Source organism: Citrobacter sp. C13 (assembly GCF_014596815.2).
Lineage (GTDB): Bacteria > Pseudomonadota > Gammaproteobacteria > Enterobacterales > Enterobacteriaceae > Citrobacter > Citrobacter portucalensis.
Window position 1 is genome coordinate 20,544 of record NZ_CP115024.1, and the last position, 20,603, is coordinate 41,146.

Genomic DNA, 20,603 nt, shown 5'->3' on the forward strand with positions numbered 1-20,603 from the left:
TTGCATCGGGTTTACAGAGGTCATGATAAGCGTAGCAAAACTGCGCCTATGGCAATGCCTCCAGCCGCAACAAGACGTATTCCGGCAACCTTCTCTTTCAGTAGCAGCCACGCGAGCAGCGCGCCAAACAGGATGGAAGTTTCACGCAGCGCAGCGACTACCGCCAACGGAGCCTGAGTCATGGCCCACAGCGCCAGACCGTAAGAACCCATTGTGCCAATTCCGCCAAGAATACCTTTCTTCCACTGCTGTACCAGATAGCGTGACGCTTCCCGGCGTCGGGCAATCATCGCCCAGCCCAGCAGGCAGGAGCCGTTCAGAAAGAAGGTCCACAGCGTATAACCCAGCGCGGTTTCTGATAAACGTACGCCGGTGCCATCAACCAGCGTATATCCGGCGATAAAGCAGGCGTTAATGAGCGCCAGCACAATCCCGCGTTGCGAGCTGCTGCGTCCGTTAAACGCCATGCCGAGGATCGCCAGACAGATCGTGGCAATCCCCACCCAGGCTAGAACAGAGAGGCTATCGCCAAGAAACAGGACGCTGATAATTGCGACCAGCAGCGGCGCTGTGCCGCGCATTAACGGATAGGTCTGGCTCATATCCGAAACCTGATAGGTTTTGGCGACCAGGACGGTATATACAATTTGCAACGCAGTTGAGACGGCTAAAAACGGCAGGCTGGCGGCGGAAGGTTGCGGCGCAAAGGGTAAGCAAATCAATGCCATAATTGCAGCAGAACCGCTGACACCGATCGCTGAGTACAGTTTATCGTTTCCAGCTTTAACAATGGCATTCCAGCTGGCATGCAGCAGCGCGGCGAACAGCAAAATGCAGAAAACAGAAAGCGTCATGGTGGAATTCTTCCCTGAGAATGTCATAAAAACGTAACATATTGGCGCGACACAAGCACCAGGGAGAAGGTGAAAGGGGAGCGGAGTGTTACCCGCCCCCCTTAGGTGCGACTTGAATCTGAATTACTTAACGTATTTCAGAACGGCATCAAGTAGTTGCAGTGCTGCAACAATGAGTTTGAGGATAAGAATAGCGATATCCACGAGGCTCATACGCTCTCCTTTTGGTACAAGGAGCACGGTGCTGACGTACCTCGCCGCTGCCTGTTGCAGCACCTTTGTTGACATAACACAGTGTGCTCACACGGGGGTTAAGGCGCTGACGGCACCACCCGTTTCAGCCAGGACTTTGATGCGCCGGTTTACGATGCGGCCCCCGCATAACACCTTGCGTACCGAGACATTATAGATAAATACTGTATAAATTAACAGTATTTTATGGATGTTACGCTATTCATGTTCCATACTCAAAACCATCAAAATTCGTGCCGAAATTGCGTGTTCTTCGCAGAACGCGTATACTTTTTTCGTTGACATAACACAGTGTGTTCGGCGGCTACCAACCGCACAGCACTGAAAAAAACCTCGCTCCGGCGGGGTTTTTTGTTTTTCAGCAATGCACAACGAAATGTGATCATTGACGCATTTTTATGCAGATGAAAATTTTTCCATTGTCACGCTGAAAAACCTGTGTTTGTATAAATCCAGTTAATCAACAAACAGACAGGTCCCTAATGAACCCTTCCATGCTGACTGCGACCCTACTAAAAACTGCGCCATCTCGCGCAGCGGTCGTCGTGCGTGTGGTGGTGGTCGTCGGCAATGCGCCGTAGGGTCCGAATCAACACACGATTCCAAAACCCCGCCGGCGCAAACCGGGCGGGGTTTTTCGTTTCAGAGACCTGCCCGGAGCAAAGGCCCAGAATAAAAGGACTGGAGCATGGCAAGTTCGGGCATAACATCCAAGCGTACGCGTTTTACGGGCGCAGAATTCATCGTTCATTTCCTGGAACGCCAGGGTATTCAGGTTGTTACCGGTATTCCCGGCGGATCGATTCTTCCCGTCTATGACGCCTTAAGTCAAAGCACGCAAATCCGTCATATCCTGGCGCGCCACGAGCAAGGAGCAGGGTTTATCGCGCAGGGAATGGCGAGAACTGATGGCAAACCCGCCGTCTGTATGGCCTGCAGCGGACCGGGCGCAACCAATCTGGTGACCGCCATTGCCGATGCGCGTCTGGATTCCATCCCGCTGGTGTGTATCACCGGGCAGGTTCCGGCTTCAATGATCGGCACCGACGCCTTCCAGGAAGTCGACACCTACGGCATCTCTATCCCCATCACTAAGCACAACTATCTGGTCCGCCATATCAGTGAATTACCGCAGGTCATGAGCGATGCATTCCGCATTGCGCAGTCAGGACGTCCAGGCCCGGTGTGGATAGACATTCCTAAGGATATTCAAACCGCTGTTTTTGACATTGAAGAGATGCCGGAGCCCGCGCAGAAAATGGCGGCACCAGAGTTCAGCCAGGACAGCATTCGCGATGCCGCAGCCATGATTAACGCCGCACAGCGTCCGGTGCTGTACCTCGGCGGCGGCGTGATTAACTCACCTGAGCGCGTGCGCGAACTGGCAGAAAAAGCGACGCTGCCCACCACCATGACCTTAATGGCGCTCGGTATGCTGCCGAAAGCGCATCCGCTGTCGTTAGGCATGCTGGGCATGCACGGTGCGCGTAGTACTAACTTTATTCTGCAAGAAGCGGATTTATTGATTGTTCTGGGCGCACGTTTTGATGACCGGGCGATTGGTAAAACGGAGCAGTTCTGCCCGAACGCCAAAATCATTCACGTAGATATCGACCGCGCGGAACTGGGTAAAATCAAACAACCGCACGTGGCGATTCAGGCGGATGTCGATGAGGTTCTGGCGCAATTGATCCCATTAATTGACGCGCAGCCGCGAGAGTCGTGGCATCAGACGGTGGCCGATTTACAACGTGAATTCCCTTGCACTATTCCGCAGGAAAGCGACCCGCTCAGCCATTATGGATTGATCAACGCCGTGGCTGCCTGCGTAGACGACAGCGCCATTATCACCACCGACGTAGGCCAGCATCAGATGTGGGCGGCACAGGCTTATCCGCTGAACCGTCCGCGTCAGTGGCTGACCTCCGGCGGTCTGGGGACCATGGGCTTTGGCCTGCCAGCGGCAATTGGTGCAGCGCTGGCCAATCCAGACAAAAAAGTGCTGTGCTTCTCCGGCGACGGCAGCCTGATGATGAATATTCAGGAAATGGCGACAGCCAGCGAAAATCAGCTGGATATTAAAATCATCCTGATGAATAACGAAGCGTTGGGTCTTGTATATCAGCAGCAGAGTCTGTTCTATAAGCAGGGTGTTTTTGCCGCGACCTATCCGGGGATGATTAACTTTATGCAGATAGCCGCCGGGTTTGGTCTCGAAACCTGCGATCTGAATAACGAAGCGGACCCACAGGCAGCGTTGCAGGAGATTATTAATCGCCCTGGACCTGCGCTGATTCACGTGCGCATCGATGCCGAACAGAAAGTGTACCCGATGGTGCCGCCGGGTGCGGCAAACACAGAAATGGTGGGGGAATAAGCCATGCAACAGCAGACTCATGACAACGTAATCCTGGAACTCACCGTACGCAACCATCCGGGCGTAATGACTCACGTTTGCGGGCTGTTCGCCCGCCGCGCGTTCAACGTAGAAGGCATTCTCTGTCTACCGATTCAGGACAGCGATAAGAGCCGCATCTGGCTACTGGTCAACGACGATCAACGTCTTGAGCAGATGATAAGCCAGATCGACAAGCTGGAAGATGTGGTGAAAGTGGCCCGCAACCAGTCCGATCCGTCGATGTTTAACAAAATCACCGTGTTCTTTGAGTAAGTTAGTCGCCGTCTGAATCCGGGGTGATCACTTTGACAGAGCCGTTCCGGCAGTGGGTTGCGTAATCTGCCGGTAACGGACGGTCGCTTATCAGTACGTCAAAGGTGGAGAGTGGACCAATGCTGGCGGGGGCGACCTCATCGAACAGGGCGTGGCGCGTCAGCAGAATTTTGCGTAATCCGCGTTCCATCGCTTTGCGTTTTGTGGCCAGATCGTCCGGATTGAACCAGCTAACGCCGAAATGCTCATGGACTCCGCTGGCGGAGATAAAGACTTTCCGTGGGTTGAGTGCATCCAGCGGGGAGGGATTGCTGGTGTCGTAAAAGGCGTCACTTTTCGCCCGGTAGGTCCCCCCGCAAAGAATCGCTGTGGCGTTGGGCTTTTCATTTAGCGCTACGAACACCCGGTGCGAGTAGCAAATCCCGGTAAAGGAAATATCGTCCGGGATCATGCTGACCACCAACGGCATTTCCGCACCATTATCAAAAAAGACCAGATCATTTTCACTCACCAGTCCCGCAGCCAGAATGGCAACCGGTAAATCGTCGCGGTGATACTGTTTTTGCGCGGGGAGTGGCGCGTTAACGATGGTGGCAGGTTTGTTCACCATCACAATGTAACCACCGAGCAGAGTGAGTGGTAACGGTTCGTCATCCTGACTGAGATCCCGACGAATAGTCATCACGGAAACTTCCAGCATTCGTGCCGCCTCTTTCAGATGGATTCGGTCGGTCTTCTTCAACAATTCCATCAGACGTCGAATACGTTCTTTTTGCTTAGTTTCCATGTGCTTCTCCACGAATCATGTTCCCATGTTCCTTCAGTAACATTTTTGTGTTTCTGAGAACATGGCATTGCCGCATTACTATACGTCTGACTATTCGGAAATAAAAGCGTGTTTTTTCACGTTTTATTGATTATATCCAGTTAACTTTCAGTCAATTGTAAGCAACTTCATCATTTGTAGTGTGATGTGGATGCAACATTTAGCGCAATAAATAAACAATAAAATGATCTTCCAATCGCGATCCTAGTCACAAATGATACGAAAGTAACATGATAATGTTATTTTAATATCATTGTTGTGTGATTGTTTCTGAGAGGTAGTAAAATGGATATCGCGGTTATTGGCTCCAACATGGTGGATCTCATCACCTACATCAACCAGATGCCCAAAGAAGGGGAAACGCTGGAAGCACCGGCGTTCAAAATTGGCTGCGGGGGCAAAGGCGCAAATCAGGCCGTTGCGGCCGCTAAGCTCAATTCTAAAGTGCTGATGCTGACAAAAGTCGGTGATGATATTTTTGCGGATAACACTATTCGCAATCTTGAATCCTGGGGAATTAATACCACCTATGTCGAAAAGGTACCCTGCACCAGCAGCGGTGTCGCACCGATCTTTGTTAATGCGAACTCCAGCAACAGTATTCTGATTATTAAAGGAGCGAACAAATTTCTCTCCCCGGAAGATATCGATCGTGCGGCGGAAGATCTGAAAAAATGTCAGCTTATTGTCCTGCAACTGGAAGTGCAGCTGGAAACCGTTTATCACGCGATTGAATTTGGCAAAAAACACGGTATTGAAGTGTTACTAAATCCCGCCCCTGCATTACGGGAATTAGATATGTCTTATGCCTGTAAATGTGATTTTTTTGTGCCGAATGAAACCGAGTTGGAAATATTAACCGGTATGCCAGTGGATACTTATGACCATATTCGCGCAGCGGCACGTTCTCTGGTTGATAAAGGTCTGAACAATATTATCGTCACCATGGGTGAGAAAGGTGCGCTGTGGATGACACGTGACCAGGAAGTCCATGTTCCAGCGTTTAAAGTGAACGCTGTCGATACCAGTGGCGCAGGCGACGCTTTCATCGGTTGTTTTGCTCACTATTACGTTCAAAGCGGTGATGTGGAAGCCGCCATGAAAAAAGCTGCTCTCTTCGCTGCTTTCAGCGTTACCGGGAAAGGCACTCAATCATCTTATCCAAGCATCGAACAATTTAATGAGTTTCTTACCTTAAACGAATAATACTCCTGCACTGTAAAAGGTAGCACTATGAACGATAAAAACATCATTCAGATGCCTGACGGCTATTTGAATAAGACCCCTCTGTTCCAGTTTATTTTGTTATCCTGTTTATTCCCGTTATGGGGATGCGCAGCCGCATTAAATGATATTCTGATTACGCAATTCAAAAGCGTATTTTCACTCAGCAACTTTGCCTCGGCATTAGTTCAGAGTGCCTTTTATGGCGGTTATTTTTTAATTGCGATTCCAGCATCTCTGGTGATTAAAAAGACCAGTTATAAAGTCGCCATCTTAATGGGGCTGACCCTTTATATCGTTGGGTGTACGCTCTTCTTCCCGGCATCGCACATGGCCACCTACACCATGTTCCTTGCGGCGATTTTCGCGATTGCGATTGGTCTGAGCTTCCTGGAAACAGCAGCCAACACCTACAGCTCAATGATCGGCCCAAAAGCGTATGCCACTTTACGCCTGAACATCAGTCAGACTTTTTATCCTATTGGTGCGGCTGCTGGCATTCTGCTAGGTAAATATCTGGTCTTCTCTGAGGGCGAAAGCCTGGAAAAACAGATGGCCGGGATGAACGCTGAGCAGATCCATAACTTTAAAGTGTTGATGCTGGAAAATACCCTTGAGCCATACAAGTACATGATTATGGTACTGGTTGTGGTGATGGTGTTATTCCTCCTGACTCGCTTCCCTACATGTAAAGTCGCGCAAACCACGAGTCATAAACGCCCGTCAGCGATGGATACACTGCGTTATCTGGCCAGCAATGCCCGTTTCCGTCGTGGAATTGTGGCGCAATTTCTTTATGTGGGGATGCAGGTCGCGGTGTGGTCATTCACCATCCGTCTGGCACTGGAATTAGGTGATATCAACGAGCGCGACGCCTCAACCTTCATGGTCTATAGCTTCGCCTGCTTCTTTATCGGCAAGTTTATCGCCAACATTTTGATGACGCGCTTCAATCCGGAAAAAGTGCTGATTCTCTATTCCATTATTGGTGCGCTGTTCCTCGTCTATGTTGCACTGGCGCCAAGCTTCAGCGCTGTGTATGTCGCAGTGCTGGTGAGTGTCCTGTTTGGACCCTGCTGGGCGACAATCTATGCGGGTACGCTTGATACCGTGGATAACGAGCATACCGAAATGGCAGGTGCCGTCATTGTCATGGCGATTGTCGGTGCGGCGGTGGTTCCGGCGATTCAGGGCTATGTGGCCGATATGTTCCATTCATTGCAACTTTCGTTCCTGGTCTCCATGCTGTGCTTCGTGTACGTCGGTATCTACTTCTGGCGTGAAAGCAAAGTGCGCAACAACCTGGCTGAAGCGACAGTTTCCTGAGGAGAGTGAGCATGACAACACGTATAACGCTGTGGCGGGAACTCTTTGCAGAGCATCCGCGAATCTTACTGAAGAATAGCGACTTCACGGTTACCGCATTTCGTTACGCCAGTGGAGTGGAAGGGCTGAAGGTAGAAAACAGTCGTGGACATCTGGTTATTCTGCCCTGGATGGGGCAGATGATCTGGGATGCTCAGTTTGATGGCCATGACCTGACCATGCGTAACATGTTCAGTCAGCCGAAACCGGCGGCGGAAGTGGTGGCGACCTACGGCTGTTTTGCCTTCCACTCAGGTCTGTTGGCAAATGGCTGCCCATCACCAGAGGATTCACATCCTTTGCACGGTGAAATGGCTTGTGCCGCGATGGATGAAGCCTGGCTGGAGCTGGAGGGTGAGAATTTGCGCGTGGGCGGACGCTATGAGTATGTGATGGGGTTCGGTCATCATTATCAGGCACATCCTGCGGTGGTAATGCACAAAGCGAGCGCGCTGTTTGATATTCAGATGGCGGTTACCAACCTTGCCTCAGTGGCAATGCCGTTGCAGTACATGTGCCATATGAACTATGCCTACGTACCGGAAGCCACCTTCAGCCAGAATATTCCGGATGAGGCCATGAAGCTGCGTGAGTCGATACCCGCGCATGTTAAACCGACTGAGCAGTGGCTGGCGTTTAATCAGCGGATTGTACAGGGCGAGGCTTCTCTGGCGCGGCTCAATGAACCCCATTTTTACGATCCGGAAATTGTCTTCTTTGCTGACCAATTGGACAGGTACACCGATAAGCCAGAATTTAGCATGATCGCGCCTGATGGCACCACATTCGTTACGCGTTTCTCCAGCACGGAGCTGAATTATGTGACGCGTTGGATCCTCTACAACGGCGATCAGCAGGTTGCGGCATTCGCCTTGCCTGCAACCTGTCGACCTGAAGGATTCCTGGCAGCACAACGCAATGGCACCTTGATTGAAATAGAACCGCAGCACACCCGGACATTTACAGTCACAACTGGCATAGCCTGATCGCTCAAGGCTTGAACACCAAAGCACTTATCGTTAAGGTAAGCGCTTTTGCTGGGTGGCGGCATTAATGCCTTATCCGGCCTACAACGGCACCCGCCCGTAGGCCTGATAAGCGTAGCGCCATCAGGCATGCCTTAGCGCCAGGATGAACCCATGATTACCGTTGCCCTTATTGACGACCACCTCATCGTCCGCTCCGGCTTTGCCCAACTGCTGGGGCTGGAACCTGATTTGCAGGTGGTCGCTGAGTTTGGCTCAGGCAGTGAGGCGCTGGCGGGATTACCGGGACGCGGCGTGCAGGTGTGTATCTGCGACATCTCTATGCCTGATATCTCCGGTCTTGAACTGTTAGGCCAGTTGCCAAAAGGAATGGCGATTATCATGCTCTCTGTCCACGACAGCCCGGCACTGGTGGAGCAGGCGCTCAACGCGGGCGCGCGTGGTTTCCTTTCTAAACGTTGTAGCCCGGATGAGCTGATCGCGGCGGTGCATACCGTAGCGACCGGCGGCTGTTACCTGACGCCGGACATCGCCGTCAAACTGGCGGCCGGTCGTCAGGATCCGCTCACCAAACGCGAACGTCAGGTGGCGGAAAAACTGGCGCAAGGTATGGCGGTCAAAGAGATTGCCGCTGAACTGGGTCTGTCGCCGAAAACGGTGCACGTGCATCGCGCCAACCTGATGGAAAAGCTGGGGGTCAGCAACGACGTCGAACTGGCCCGCCGGATGTTTGACGGCTGGCAATGAACACGCTCTGTTCCCGGTTAATCACCGTTGTTGCCTGCTTCTTTATCTTCTCTGCCGCGTGGTTTTGCCTGTGGAGCATCAGCCTGCATCTGGTTGAGCGCCCGGAGCTGGCGGTACTGCTGTTTCCGTTTGGCCTGCGTCTGGGGCTGATGCTGCAATGTCCACGTGGCTACTGGCCGGTGCTGCTGGGCGCGGAATGGCTGCTTCTTTTCTGGCTGGCGCAGGAAGTGGCGCTGGCCCATTTACCACTTTTGATGATCGGCAGCTTCCTCACGTTACTCCCGGTGATGTTGATTTCGCGATACCGCCATCAGCGCGACTGGCGCACGCTGCTGTTGCAGGGCGCGGCGCTTACGGCGGCGGCGTTGCTGCAATCGCTGCCCTGGCTTGGGCAAGGCGAAGAGGCGTGGAACGCGCTGCTGCTGACGCTCACCGGCGGATTAACGCTGGCGCCGATCTGCCTGGTGTTCTGGCACTATCTGACCAGCACGACCTGGCTGCCGCTGGGCCCGGCGGTGGTGTCGCAGCCGGTGAACTGGCGCGGGCGGCATCTGGTCTGGTACCTGCTGCTGTTTAGCGTCAGCCTGTGGCTACAGCTCGGTTTACCCGCCGAGCTTTCGCGCTTCACGCCGTTTTGCCTCGCGTTGCCTATCATTGCGCTGGCCTGGCACTACGGCTGGCAGGGGGCACTGATTGCGACGCTGATGAACGCCATCGCGCTGATTGCCAGCCAGACCTGGCACGATCATCCCGTCGATCTGTTGCTCTCGCTGCTGGTGCAAAGCCTGACCGGGCTGCTGCTCGGCGCGGGTATTCAGCGTCTGCGCGAACTTAACCAGTCGCTGCAAAATGAATTAGCACGCAACCATCGTCTGGCGGAACGCCTGCTGGAGACCGAGGAGAGCGTGCGCCGTGATGTGGCGCGCGAGCTGCACGATGATATCGGCCAGACCATCACCGCCATTCGCACTCAGGCGGGCATTGTCCAGCGGCTGGCGCCGGAAAACGCAGGGGTGAAGCGCAGCGGGGCGCACATCGAACAACTTTCTCTCGGCGTGTACGATTCGGTGCGTCGCTTGTTAGGCCGACTGCGACCACGTCAACTGGACGATCTCACGCTGGAGCAGGCCATCCGCTCACTGATGCGCGAAATGGAGCTGGAAAGCCGTGGCATCGTCAGCCATCTCGACTGGCGAATTGATGAATCTGCACTTAGCGAAAGCCAGCGGGTGACGCTGTTTCGCGTCTGTCAGGAAGGGCTGAACAACATCGTTAAGCACGCCAACGCCAGCGCGGTGACGCTTCAGGGCTGGCAACATGATGAACGGCTAATGCTGGTGATTGAGGACGACGGCAGCGGCCTGCCGCCGGGGTCGAATCAACAGGGATTTGGCCTTACGGGGATGCGTGAACGCATAACTGCCCTCGGCGGATCGCTCTCGATTTCCTGTACGCACGGCACGCGGGTCAGCGTGTCGTTACCCCAGCGATATGTGTAAGGCGCGGACATGTTTTCGTTTTTAAAAGCCCCGGCCAGTGCGCCGATCATTACTGATAAGCGTGAAGTGGATGCCCGTTACCGCTACTGGCGGCGGCATATCCTGACCACCATCTGGCTCGGCTACGCGCTGTTCTATTTCACACGCAAGAGCTTCAATGCCGCCGTACCGGATATCCTCACCAGCGGCGTGCTGACTCGCAGCGATATTGGGCTGCTGGCGACGCTGTTTTACATCACCTACGGCCTGTCGAAGTTTGTTTCCGGTATCGTCAGCGACAGATCCAACGCTCGCTATTTTATGGGCATCGGGTTGATTGCCACCGGCGTGGTAAACATTCTGTTTGGATTTTCCACCTCGCTATGGGCCTTTGCGGTGCTGTGGGCGCTGAACGCCTTTTTCCAGGGCTGGGGATCGCCGGTCTGCGCGCGTTTATTGACCGCGTGGTATTCGCGTACCGAGCGCGGCGGCTGGTGGGCGCTATGGAACACCGCGCACAACGTCGGCGGGGCGCTGATCCCTATCGTGATGGCGGCAACAGCGCTGCACTACGGCTGGCGCGCCGGGATGATGATCGCTGGGCTGCTGGCGATTGTGGTGGGGATTTTTCTCTGCTGGCGGCTGCGAGACAGGCCGCAGGCGATTGGTCTGCCGCCGATTGGCGACTGGCGGCATGACGAACTGGAAATTGCCCAACAGCAGGAAGGTGCTGGGCTGAGCCGCAAAGAAATTCTCACCCGCTATGTGCTGCTGAATCCTTATATCTGGCTGCTGTCACTGTGTTATGTGCTGGTGTACGTGGTCCGTGCCGCGATTAATGACTGGGGCAATCTGTACATGTCGGAGACGCTCGGCGTGGATCTGGTGACCGCCAATACCGCCGTGACGATGTTTGAACTGGGTGGATTTATCGGTGCGCTGGTGGCGGGTTGGGGTTCGGACAAGCTGTTTAACGGTAACCGCGGTCCAATGAACCTGATTTTTGCCGCCGGAATTTTGCTCTCAGTTGGCTCGCTGTGGCTGATGCCGTTCGCCAGCTACGTGATGCAGGCAGCGTGCTTTTTCACCACTGGATTCTTCGTCTTCGGCCCACAGATGCTGATCGGCATGGCGGCGGCGGAATGTTCGCATAAAGATGCGGCGGGCGCGGCAACCGGTTTTGTTGGGCTGTTTGCCTATCTGGGTGCATCGCTCTCCGGCTGGCCGCTGGCGAAGGTGATGGAGGTCTGGCACTGGACCGGATTCTTTGTGGTGATCGCTATTGCGGCGGGGATTTCCGCGTTGTTGCTGCTGCCATTTTTAAACGCCCAGGCCCCGCGCGATCTCAACGAAGCGTGATGTACCTCACCTTTTTGCCCTGAGTGGGGCAAAACTAAGAAATTTTCCCGGTTTCACCTGGACGCTGTCTCAGGCGCGTCTTCCGGCTGATTTTTACAATGCCTGCCATTCGCAGGTATAAAAATTAGCTCGGGAGTGTCAAATGCTGGCCTTTCTAAACCAGGTGCGCAAGCCGACCCTGGATCTGCCGCTCGAAGCGCGGCGCAAAATGTGGTTCAAACCGTTCATGCAGTCGTACCTGGTGGTTTTCATCGGCTACCTGACCATGTACCTGATCCGCAAGAACTTTAACATCGCGCAGAACGACATGATCTCCACCTACGGGTTGAGCATGACGCAGTTGGGGATGATTGGCCTCGGCTTCTCCATCACCTACGGCGTGGGTAAAACGCTGGTCTCCTACTATGCTGACGGCAAGAACACCAAGCAGTTCCTGCCGTTTATGCTGATCCTCTCCGCCATCTGTATGCTCGGCTTCAGCGCCAGCATGGGCGCGGGGTCGACCAGCCTGTTCCTGATGATTGCTTTCTACGCCCTGAGCGGCTTCTTCCAGAGTACCGGCGGTTCGTGCAGCTATTCGACCATTACCAAGTGGACGCCCCGGCGTAAGCGCGGCACCTTCCTCGGCTTTTGGAATATTTCCCACAACCTCGGCGGCGCGGGCGCGGCGGGCGTGGCGCTGTTTGGTGCCAACTACCTGTTCGACGGTCACGTCATCGGTATGTTTATCTTCCCGTCGATTATTGCTCTGATTGTTGGCTTTATCGGCCTGCGCTACGGCAGCGACTCCCCGGAATCTTATGGCCTCGGTAAAGCCGAAGAGCTATTCGGTGAGGAGATCAGTGAAGAAGACAAAGAAACCGAAGAAAACGAGATGACCAAATGGCAGATCTTTGTTGAGTACGTGCTGAAAAACAAAGTGATCTGGCTGTTATGTTTCTCGAACATCTTCCTATACGTAGTGCGTATCGGTATCGACCAGTGGTCCACCGTCTACGCTTTCCAGGAGCTGAAGCTCTCCAAAGAAGTGGCGATTCAGGGCTTTACCCTGTTTGAAGTGGGCGCCCTGGTTGGCACGTTGATGTGGGGTTGGCTCTCCGACCTGGCAAACGGTCGTCGTGCGCTGGTGGCCTGTGTAGCGCTGGCGTTGATTATAGCCACCCTGGGCGTTTATCAGCACGCCAGCAACCAGTACGTTTATCTGACTTCGCTGTTTGCGCTGGGCTTCCTGGTGTTTGGTCCACAGCTGTTAATCGGTGTAGCAGCCGTCGGATTTGTGCCGAAAAAAGCGATCGGCGCAGCCGATGGGATTAAAGGCACTTTCGCTTATCTGATTGGTGACAGCTTCGCCAAGCTCGGTCTGGGGATGATTGCCGACGGCACGCCGATTTTCGGGCTGACCGGCTGGGCGGGCACTTTCGCCGCGCTGGATGCTGCCGCCATCGGTTGTATCTGTCTGATGGCCATCGTGGCCGTGTTTGAAGAACGTAAAATTCGCCGCGAGAAAAAGATTCAACAATTGAAAGTAGCTTAAGTTAAGTGTGCATTGGTAACTTTTGCCCGCCTTAATGGCGGGCTTTTTTATTCCTCGTAACCCGTCCTGAACAGCGTTAACACGTTCAGTCGTCGACAGAGGTGAATTTGCCGCTATGATGGGCGTCCTGTCTGGTAATGGATGTTCGCATGATTTGGATAATGCTGGCCACGCTGGTGGTTGTTTTTGTGGTGGGATTTCGGGTGCTAACATCCGGGTCGCGGCGGGCAATTCGCCGTCTGAGCGAGCGACTGAACATTGATGTCGTGCCGGTAGAATCGATGATCGATCAGATGGGAAAAGTACAGGGTGAGGCTTTTTTACAGTACCTCCACCGTCCTGATGAATCGCATCTACAAAATGCTGCCCAGGTGCTGTTGATCTGGCAAATCGTTATTGTCGACGGCAGTGAGCAGAACCTGTTGCAATGGCACCGCTGGCTGCAAAAGGCCCGGCTGGCTGCACCGATTACCGACGCGCAGGTGCGTCTGGCGCTCGGTTTTCTACGCGAGATGGAGCCGGATATGCAGGAGCTTAATGCGTTCCAGATGCGCTATAACGCCTTTTTCCAGCCTGAAGATGGTGTGCACTGGCTGCACTGATAGTCCTCTTGATGGCGCAACGCTTATCAGGCCTAACGCAGTGTCCCATCGTAGGCCGGATAAGACGACGTCGCCATCCGGCTATAAACAGTTGCTGAAACGTTAAATACGTCACAAATTTAATGTTACACTGCGTAACTTTTCTACAATAACCCCACGCAGGTAACAAAATGAGTGAAGCTGTTGAACAAAAATCCCGCGCTGAGGCAAATTCCCGCCCGAACTGGTCGGCGGTATTTGCCGTGGCGTTCTGCGTTGCCTGCCTGATAACCGTTGAATTTCTCCCCGTTAGCCTGTTAACGCCGATGGCGCAGGATTTGGGGATTTCTGAAGGCGTGGCCGGACAATCGGTGACCGTGACGGCATTTGTCGCCATGTTCGCCAGCCTGTTTGTGACGCAAATTATTCAGGCGACCGATCGTCGCTATGTGGTGATCCTGTTTTCGGTGCTACTGACGCTTTCCTGTCTGCTGGTTTCCTTTGCCAATTCTTTTTCGCTGCTGCTCGTTGGCCGCGCCTGCCTCGGTCTGGCGCTTGGCGGCTTCTGGGCGATGTCGGCGTCGCTGACCATGCGTCTGGTTCCTGCACGTACGGTGCCGAAAGCGCTGTCGGTTATTTTTGGCGCGGTCTCTATTGCGCTGGTAATTGCCGCGCCGCTGGGGAGCTTTTTGGGCGGTATTATCGGCTGGCGTAACGTGTTTAATGCGGCGGCGGTAATGGGCGTGCTGTGCACGATTTGGGTGGTGAGAGCGTTGCCTTCGCTGCCTGGTGAACCTTCGCATCAGAAACAAAACATGTTCAGCCTGTTGCAGCGTCCAGGGGTGATGGCCGGGATGATTGCCATCTTCATGTCCTTTGCCGGGCAGTTCGCCTTCTTTACCTATATTCGCCCGATCTATATGAATCTGGCGGGCTTTGACGTTGATGGCTTGACGCTGGTGCTGCTGAGCTTCGGCATTGCCAGTTTTGTTGGTACGTCGTTCTCGTCGATGATTCTGAAGCGTTCGGTCAAACTGGCGTTAGCCGGTGCGCCACTGGTGCTGGCGCTCAGTGCGCTGGTCCTGATCCTGTGGGGCAGCGACAAAGTGGTGGCGGCGGGTATTGCGATTATCTGGGGACTGTTGTTTGCGCTGGTACCGGTGGGCTGGTCGACGTGGATCACCCGTTCGCTTGCCGATCAGGCAGAAAAAGCCGGATCCGTCCAGGTCGCCGTGATCCAACTTGCCAATACCTGCGGTGCTGCGGTGGGAGGCTATGCGCTCGATACCCTAGGACTGCTGTCGCCCCTGATGATTTCCGGCAGCCTGATGCTGCTGACGGCGCTTCTGGTGGCCGCAAAAGTACGCATAAAAGATATGCAATAAACTAAAGTACGGTATGCCGGATCGCTATCCGGCATCCTGGTTGGTTTTAATTAAAACCATTGTTTTCGGCGGTACGGGCAAACCATTCGCCGCTCTTTTTCACCGTGCGTTTTTGCGTTGCTAAATCTAACTGAACAAAACCGTAGCGGTTTTTATATCCGTTGAGCCATGACCAGTTATCAATAAAGGTCCACATATGGTAGCCAAGACAATTACAGCCTTCGCTAATGCCTTTATGTAGCCATTTAAGATGCTCAGAAACAAATTCAATACGGTAGCTGTCGTTGATTTGCTCTTGCTGAATAAAACGCTGCTCATTCTCGACACCCATACCGTTTTCAGAAATAAAACAGCGCGGGTTGCCATAATTATCACGCAGATTGGTAATAATATCGTAAATACCCGGCTCATAAATTTCCCAGCCACGGTAGGGGTTCATTTTCCGCCCCGGCATTTCGTAATAATCAAACAGCCACTCCGGCATAAACGGTGCATCCGGGTTGACGGCGCTATCGCGGCATTTCACGCGACGCGGCTGATAGTAGTTGATGCCGAGCAGGTCGATTTTTCCCTCGGCGATTAACTGGCTGTCGCCTGGCTGGCATGCCGGTAATTGATCGTACTCTTTCAGCAGTTCAACCAGATCCGCCGGATATTCACCCTTCAGCACCGGGTCAAGGAAACTGCGGTTAAACAGCAGATCCGCATAGTGTGCGGCTTTCACATCCGCCGGATTTTGTGAGCGCGGGTAGGAAGGCGTTAAATTCAGTACCACGCCGATTTCACCGTCATGGTTTGCGGCACGATATGCCCGAACCGCCGTCGAATGCGCCAGTATGGTGTGATACGCCACGGTAGCTGCACGTTTGAAATCCACCACATTAGGGTAATGGAAGTCATACAGATAGCCGCCTTCAACCGGGACAATTGGCTCGTTAAAGGTAAACCAGTGCTTAACCCGGTTGCCGAACAATGTAAAACACGTTTGTGCATAGCGGCCAAACGCCTCGACCACTTCACGGTTTTCCCAGCCGCCTTTCTCCTGCATCACCATCGGCATGTCGAAGTGGAACAGGGTGATAAATGGCGTAATGCCTTGTGCCAGCAGCTCGTCGATAACGTTGTTATAGAACTCGACGGCTTCAGGATTAACCTCGCCGGTACCGTCCGGGATCAGGCGCGACCAGCTCAGAGACGTACGGAAGCTGTTGTGCTTCAGTTGTTTGAGCAGTGCAATGTCCTGTTTCCAGTGCTGATAAAAGGTTGAGGTGTTTGCCGGGCCAACCCCTTGATGGAAACGACCTGGCTGACGGTCGAACCACACGTCCCACGTGGTCTGGCTTTTGCCGCCGTTCAGGCTATCCCCTTCGGTTTGCAGTGCCGAGCAGGCACTGCCCCACCAGAAGTTTTCTGGAAAACGGTATCGCATTTTTGTTGCTCCATTGCTATTTATACGTTCTGGCAACAATACGTGTTTTTGCGATACAGAAACCGGTTACAGTACTCATTTCTCAACCAAATGCCTATAAATCCGGGCATTCAACTTTGCCAAGCGCTTCCCAGTAGTTGTTCTGATTGTTTCTTTGAATTGCCAGAATGGCTTCGCGGATGTGCTGCTGATTACGCGTATCAGCCATAATCGTTTTTTCCCACACCTCATCAGATGGCGACCCTTGCGGGGTGCAAATCTTACGTAAATCCTTCATAACGGTATTCTTTTCGTGTACAGCCTGCAGACTGCCATAAGCCGAGTCGGCTTGCGCCAGACCGGGTAGCGTGAAAAGGACGGCAATAATCGGAAAAATGACTCGTTTCATGATAATAATCCTTGTTGTCTATGCGCATCATCTCAAGAGTAAGTGTAGACGGCATACGACTCACTCATCACCCTGTGTTAATGTCTAAAAATAAATCAGCCAGAAGTTGTAGTTATTTCAGGAGGATAGGATGCAAATACAGATTACAGATACGATTACCGAAGACGATCAAAATGCCCTACTTGCCGGATTGCGCGCTTACAACCGGCAGTTTCTTAGAACCACCAATTTTGGCGACCTGGCGGTGTACTGGCGCGATGAGCGCAATGACATTCTGGGTGGGCTGATCGGCAAAATCAAAGGCGAATGGCTGTGCATTGATTTTCTGTGGATGCATGACTCGCTGCGCAAAGGCGGTTACGGCACAAAATTGATGCAGGCCGCAGAACAGACGGCGCGTGAGAGAGGATGCCTGCATGCGCTGGTGGATACCATGAGTTTCCAGGCGCTGCCGTTTTATCAGAAAAACGGCTATCAGCTGCAAATGACCCTCGATAACTTCCCGGAAACCGGTTCCGCGCGCCATTATTTGTCGAAAACGTTTTGATGACCGGAAGGTCTGGATGCCGCCTCACTTTCTTGCGCAGCAGAATAGTGTATGTTCTGAACAATCATTTATTTCTTAAGCGGTAAAGAGATGAGACGGATTGAGATAATACTGGGAGAGCTGGAACGGCTGACGCGAGGCCTGAATCTTGCCCATCTGGCGCAGGAAACGGCGTTCACAGCGGAGTCCATCGGCTTTAACCTCGGGCTGGCGCGCAACTCAGTCAGTAAAGATCTCAATCAGCTCTGGAACGACGGCCTGGCGATTAAAAGCCGCGGGCGCCCGGTATTCTTTCTGCATCGTCAGGCGATTGAAACGCTGCTGGGGCGCAAACTGGATGAGTCCGAGCGTGAAGTGCAAACCGTTGCCGACCTGTTGCCTGTTCAGGAAAACCAGGCGACAGACGATCCCTTTTCCAGCCTGATTGGTTACGATCGCAGCCTGCGCGATGCGGTGGAAAAAGGCCGCGCGGCGGTGTTGTATCCCCACGGGCTACATGTTCTGCTGACCGGTCCCTCCGGCGTGGGTAAAACCTTTTTTGCCGAACTGATGCACCGTTTCGCCTGCGAACGTGCAGCGGGAACGCCTCCACCGCTGGTCTATTTCAACTGCGCGGAATACGCGCATAACCCGGAACTGCTCTCATCGCACCTGTTTGGTCATCGACAGGGAGCGTTTACCGGTGCAAACGAGAATAAACCCGGTCTGGTCGAACAGGCTGATGGCGGCTATCTCCTGCTCGATGAAGTGCATCGTCTGCCGTATGAAGGTCAGGAAAAGCTGTTCTCTATTCTCGACAAAGGTGAATACCGGCCGCTGGGTTCAAGCGCCGTGGCGCGTTCAATCTCGGTTCGCCTGATATGTGCGACCACCGAACCGGTAAGTTCGGCGTTGCTGCGCACTTTCCAGCGACGTATTCAGGTATGTATCGATCTCCCCGGCATTCGCCAGCGTTCGGTGGAAGAGCAGGTTGAGCTGATCGTTGGTTTCTTACAGCGTGAGAGCCGCAAAATCGAGCGTACGATAAGCATCGACCGTACCCTGCTGCTCTGGCTGCTGAACAAGCCGCTGGAAGGCAATATTGGTCAGCTCAAGAGCGACATTCAGTTTCTCTGCGCCCAGGCCTGGGCCTCGGGGATGACGGAGCACAGCGATACGCTACAGTTGGATAAACGTCTGACCGAGATCCCCTTTAACGCCACGCCGGAACAACGTCTGTTGGTTGGGGCGCTGTTCGAAGGCAAAGAACACCTGAGCATCGATGCCCGCACGTTGCCGGCACTGAAAAATTCGCTGGCCACCGGAGCCGAAATTGAAGAGAGCGATCTCTTTTACAGCTTCCTGACCCGGGAATACATCAACCTGCGTAACAGCAACGTACCGCCGGCCGAAACGCTGGCAATCCTCAAAAACAAGCTCAGCTCGATTTTTGAATATGGTCTCTACAGCCGCGACAGCGTGGCGCATCCCCCGCGCTATGGCGATCAGATTGAAGAGCGGGTCACGCTGCTGATCGGTTGCGTTGAGCAGGTGCTTGGCTTCACGCTGCCGGAAAATCTGGTTAACCCGCTGCGCAAACACTTTCTGGCGCTGATTGGCTACGTGCAGCGCGGCCTTATTCCGCAACTTTATTCTTCCAGCCTGATCCTCGATCGCTGCAAAGATGAATATGAAAACGCCACGCTGTTATGCCGAAAAATCAATGAACTGCTGCATATTCAGTGTCCGGCGACGGAGGTGGTCTGGCTGTGCCTGTTCCTCAAAGAGTGCCGCCATTACCGCCAACGGATTGACGCCAGTCCTGACTGCGGGGTGATTTTGATTGCCCACGGCGCGACGACCGCCACAAGCCAGGCGCAGTACGTGAATCGCGTGCTGGAGCGCGAGGTGTTCAGCGCTATCGATATGCCTTTCGAGCAGTCGGTGCATGACACGCTGGAGGCCCTGACGCAGATGATCCAGACCCGGCAATATCGCCGATTGATCCTGATGGTGGATATTGGCTCGCTGGTCCATTTTGGCAGTACGATCAGCAAATTATTTCAGATAGACGTTCTGCTGATGCCCAATATCACGCTCACCAGCCTGCTGGAGATTGGGCTGGATTTAAGCTACGAAACCAGTGATTTGCCGCAGCTGGCGGCATTGATGCAGAGCAAAAATATACCCTGTCAGCTCTGTACGCCGCAGCAGGAAAACAGCGGTAAAGTGCTGGTTATCTCTTGCATCACTGGGATGGGAACGGCAGAAAAAATCAAAAAGGTGCTGGAAGAGAGCTTCGGCGAACTGATGTCGCAGGACACGCGGATGGTGATCCTCGATTACAACGAAGTTCGCAGCCTGGAGCGCGTTCAGCAGGCGATTAACGCCAGTGAGCGTCTGGCTGGCATAGTGGGTACTTTCCAGCCGGGACTGCCGGATATTCCGTTTATCTCGCTCGAGGAGTTGTTCTCTGAGCAAGGCCCTGAGCTGGTGCTTAGCCTGCTGACGCCAGATCTCTCCAGCAGCGAACGCCGACTGGAGATGGAGCGCAGCGCGATGCGCTTTATCAGCGCGTTGACCATGGAGAGCATCATTAACCATATTTCGGTGCTCAACCCGCAGCGTATTTTGAAAGAAATGGAAGGCGTGTTGAATCATCTGACCACCGCGCTTTCGCTCAAACCGAGCCGTCAGGTGACACTGCGCTTCCTGATCCACTGCTGCTGTATGGTCGAGCGTATCGTGATTAACCGCAAACCGTTACAGATGGCGCTGGAGAATAAGCCGGATCTGGATATTCGCGCCTTTAGTGTCATTAAATCTGCTTTCCTGCCGATTGAAGAGGCCTATGCCATTCGGTTATCGGACGCGGAATATTTTTATATCTACGAATTGCTGTATAGCTAATCCCAAGACTTGCGGGGCTTTGCGCCCCGCCAGCACCCACAACTCCCCCGCGTGACACAAATTCTGGCACAGCCTTTGCTCTGTTTAC

19 protein-coding genes are annotated in these 20,603 nt (G+C 53.6%); 14 read left to right on the forward strand and 5 right to left on the reverse strand.

Features of this window, described 5'->3' with window-relative positions:
* Positions 1–20: 20 nt before the first annotated feature.
* On the reverse strand, positions 21–854 hold the full coding sequence (locus tag IB222_RS00100) for a DMT family transporter (RefSeq protein ID WP_020996046.1): 834 nt from the start codon (positions 852–854) through the stop codon (positions 21–23).
* A 123-nt stretch (positions 855–977) separates the two neighbouring features.
* Positions 978–1,067 (reverse strand): type I toxin-antitoxin system toxin TisB, encoded by a 90-nt coding sequence (gene tisB / locus IB222_RS00105; RefSeq protein ID WP_003023909.1) that lies wholly within the window; start codon positions 1,065–1,067, stop codon positions 978–980.
* A gap of 521 nt (positions 1,068–1,588) precedes the next feature.
* On the opposite strand from tisB, the gene ivbL reads away from it, so the two are divergent.
* The 3 genes from ivbL to ilvN all read left to right on the forward strand — a co-directional run bounded on the left by ivbL (position 1,589) and on the right by ilvN (position 3,777).
* Complete coding sequence (ivbL, locus tag IB222_RS00110) at positions 1,589–1,687, forward strand: ilvB operon leader peptide IvbL (protein WP_003827118.1); 99 nt, start codon at positions 1,589–1,591, stop codon at positions 1,685–1,687.
* Between the two features lie 107 nt (positions 1,688–1,794).
* Complete coding sequence (ilvB, locus tag IB222_RS00115; protein WP_149384355.1) at positions 1,795–3,483, forward strand: acetolactate synthase large subunit; 1,689 nt, start codon at positions 1,795–1,797, stop codon at positions 3,481–3,483.
* Positions 3,484–3,486: 3 nt separating this feature from the next.
* On the forward strand, positions 3,487–3,777 hold the full coding sequence (ilvN, locus tag IB222_RS00120) for an acetolactate synthase small subunit (RefSeq protein WP_003023914.1): 291 nt from the start codon (positions 3,487–3,489) through the stop codon (positions 3,775–3,777).
* A 1-nt stretch (position 3,778) separates the two neighbouring features.
* Here ilvN and IB222_RS00125 read toward each other — a convergent pair whose 3' ends face one another.
* A complete protein-coding gene (locus IB222_RS00125) occupies positions 3,779–4,564 on the reverse strand; it encodes a DeoR family transcriptional regulator (protein ID WP_060682991.1) in 786 nt (261 codons plus the stop codon).
* A gap of 324 nt (positions 4,565–4,888) precedes the next feature.
* On the opposite strand from IB222_RS00125, the gene rbsK reads away from it, so the two are divergent.
* The 9 genes from rbsK to nepI all read left to right on the forward strand — a co-directional run bounded on the left by rbsK (position 4,889) and on the right by nepI (position 15,262).
* Positions 4,889–5,809, forward strand: coding sequence for a ribokinase (rbsK, locus tag IB222_RS00130; protein WP_003827124.1), 921 nt, complete (start codon positions 4,889–4,891; stop codon positions 5,807–5,809).
* A gap of 27 nt (positions 5,810–5,836) precedes the next feature.
* A complete protein-coding gene (gene fucP / locus IB222_RS00135) occupies positions 5,837–7,153 on the forward strand; it encodes an L-fucose:H+ symporter permease (protein WP_003827126.1) in 1,317 nt (438 codons plus the stop codon).
* A gap of 11 nt (positions 7,154–7,164) precedes the next feature.
* On the forward strand, positions 7,165–8,178 hold the full coding sequence (locus tag IB222_RS00140) for an aldose 1-epimerase family protein (protein ID WP_149384356.1): 1,014 nt from the start codon (positions 7,165–7,167) through the stop codon (positions 8,176–8,178).
* A gap of 153 nt (positions 8,179–8,331) precedes the next feature.
* Entirely contained in the window at positions 8,332–8,925 is a 594-nt protein-coding gene (uhpA, locus tag IB222_RS00145; protein ID WP_126317196.1) for a transcriptional regulator UhpA, read from the forward strand.
* Positions 8,922–10,424: a signal transduction histidine-protein kinase/phosphatase UhpB gene (gene uhpB / locus IB222_RS00150; RefSeq protein ID WP_149384357.1), complete on the forward strand. Its 1,503-nt coding sequence runs from the start codon at positions 8,922–8,924 to the stop codon at positions 10,422–10,424. The genes uhpA and uhpB overlap by 4 nt, the downstream gene beginning before the upstream one ends.
* Before the next feature lie 9 nt (positions 10,425–10,433).
* Complete coding sequence (locus IB222_RS00155; protein WP_149384358.1) at positions 10,434–11,762, forward strand: MFS transporter; 1,329 nt, start codon at positions 10,434–10,436, stop codon at positions 11,760–11,762.
* Between the two features lie 142 nt (positions 11,763–11,904).
* A complete protein-coding gene (uhpT, locus tag IB222_RS00160) occupies positions 11,905–13,296 on the forward strand; it encodes a hexose-6-phosphate:phosphate antiporter (protein ID WP_149384359.1) in 1,392 nt (463 codons plus the stop codon).
* 149 nt (positions 13,297–13,445) lie between these two features.
* The gene (locus IB222_RS00165; RefSeq protein ID WP_003827141.1) at positions 13,446–13,898 is read left to right on the forward strand and encodes a DUF1198 family protein; all 453 of its coding nucleotides are present in this window, start codon (positions 13,446–13,448) and stop codon (positions 13,896–13,898) included.
* 170 nt (positions 13,899–14,068) lie between these two features.
* Positions 14,069–15,262 carry a purine ribonucleoside efflux pump NepI gene (gene nepI / locus IB222_RS00170; RefSeq protein ID WP_003827145.1) on the forward strand — a complete coding sequence of 398 codons (1,194 nt, stop codon included), beginning with the start codon at positions 14,069–14,071 and terminating at the stop codon, positions 15,260–15,262.
* A gap of 46 nt (positions 15,263–15,308) precedes the next feature.
* Here the strand turns inward: nepI and IB222_RS00175 are convergent, their stop codons facing one another.
* Together IB222_RS00175 and IB222_RS00180 are read right to left on the reverse strand one after the other, a co-directional pair.
* The gene (locus tag IB222_RS00175) at positions 15,309–16,691 is read right to left on the reverse strand and encodes a glycoside hydrolase family 1 protein (protein WP_149384360.1); all 1,383 of its coding nucleotides are present in this window, start codon (positions 16,689–16,691) and stop codon (positions 15,309–15,311) included.
* Between the two features lie 94 nt (positions 16,692–16,785).
* Positions 16,786–17,079 (reverse strand): YicS family protein, encoded by a 294-nt coding sequence (locus tag IB222_RS00180; RefSeq protein WP_003827149.1) that lies wholly within the window; start codon positions 17,077–17,079, stop codon positions 16,786–16,788.
* A 130-nt stretch (positions 17,080–17,209) separates the two neighbouring features.
* Here IB222_RS00180 and IB222_RS00185 point away from each other — a divergent pair, with 130 nt between their 5' ends.
* Both IB222_RS00185 and dagR read left to right on the forward strand, forming a co-directional pair.
* Complete coding sequence (locus tag IB222_RS00185; RefSeq protein ID WP_003827152.1) at positions 17,210–17,626, forward strand: GNAT family N-acetyltransferase; 417 nt, start codon at positions 17,210–17,212, stop codon at positions 17,624–17,626.
* Between the two features lie 90 nt (positions 17,627–17,716).
* Positions 17,717–20,515 (forward strand): transcriptional regulator DagR, encoded by a 2,799-nt coding sequence (gene dagR, locus IB222_RS00190; protein ID WP_148361303.1) that lies wholly within the window; start codon positions 17,717–17,719, stop codon positions 20,513–20,515.
* The last annotated feature ends 88 nt before the right edge of the window (positions 20,516–20,603 follow it).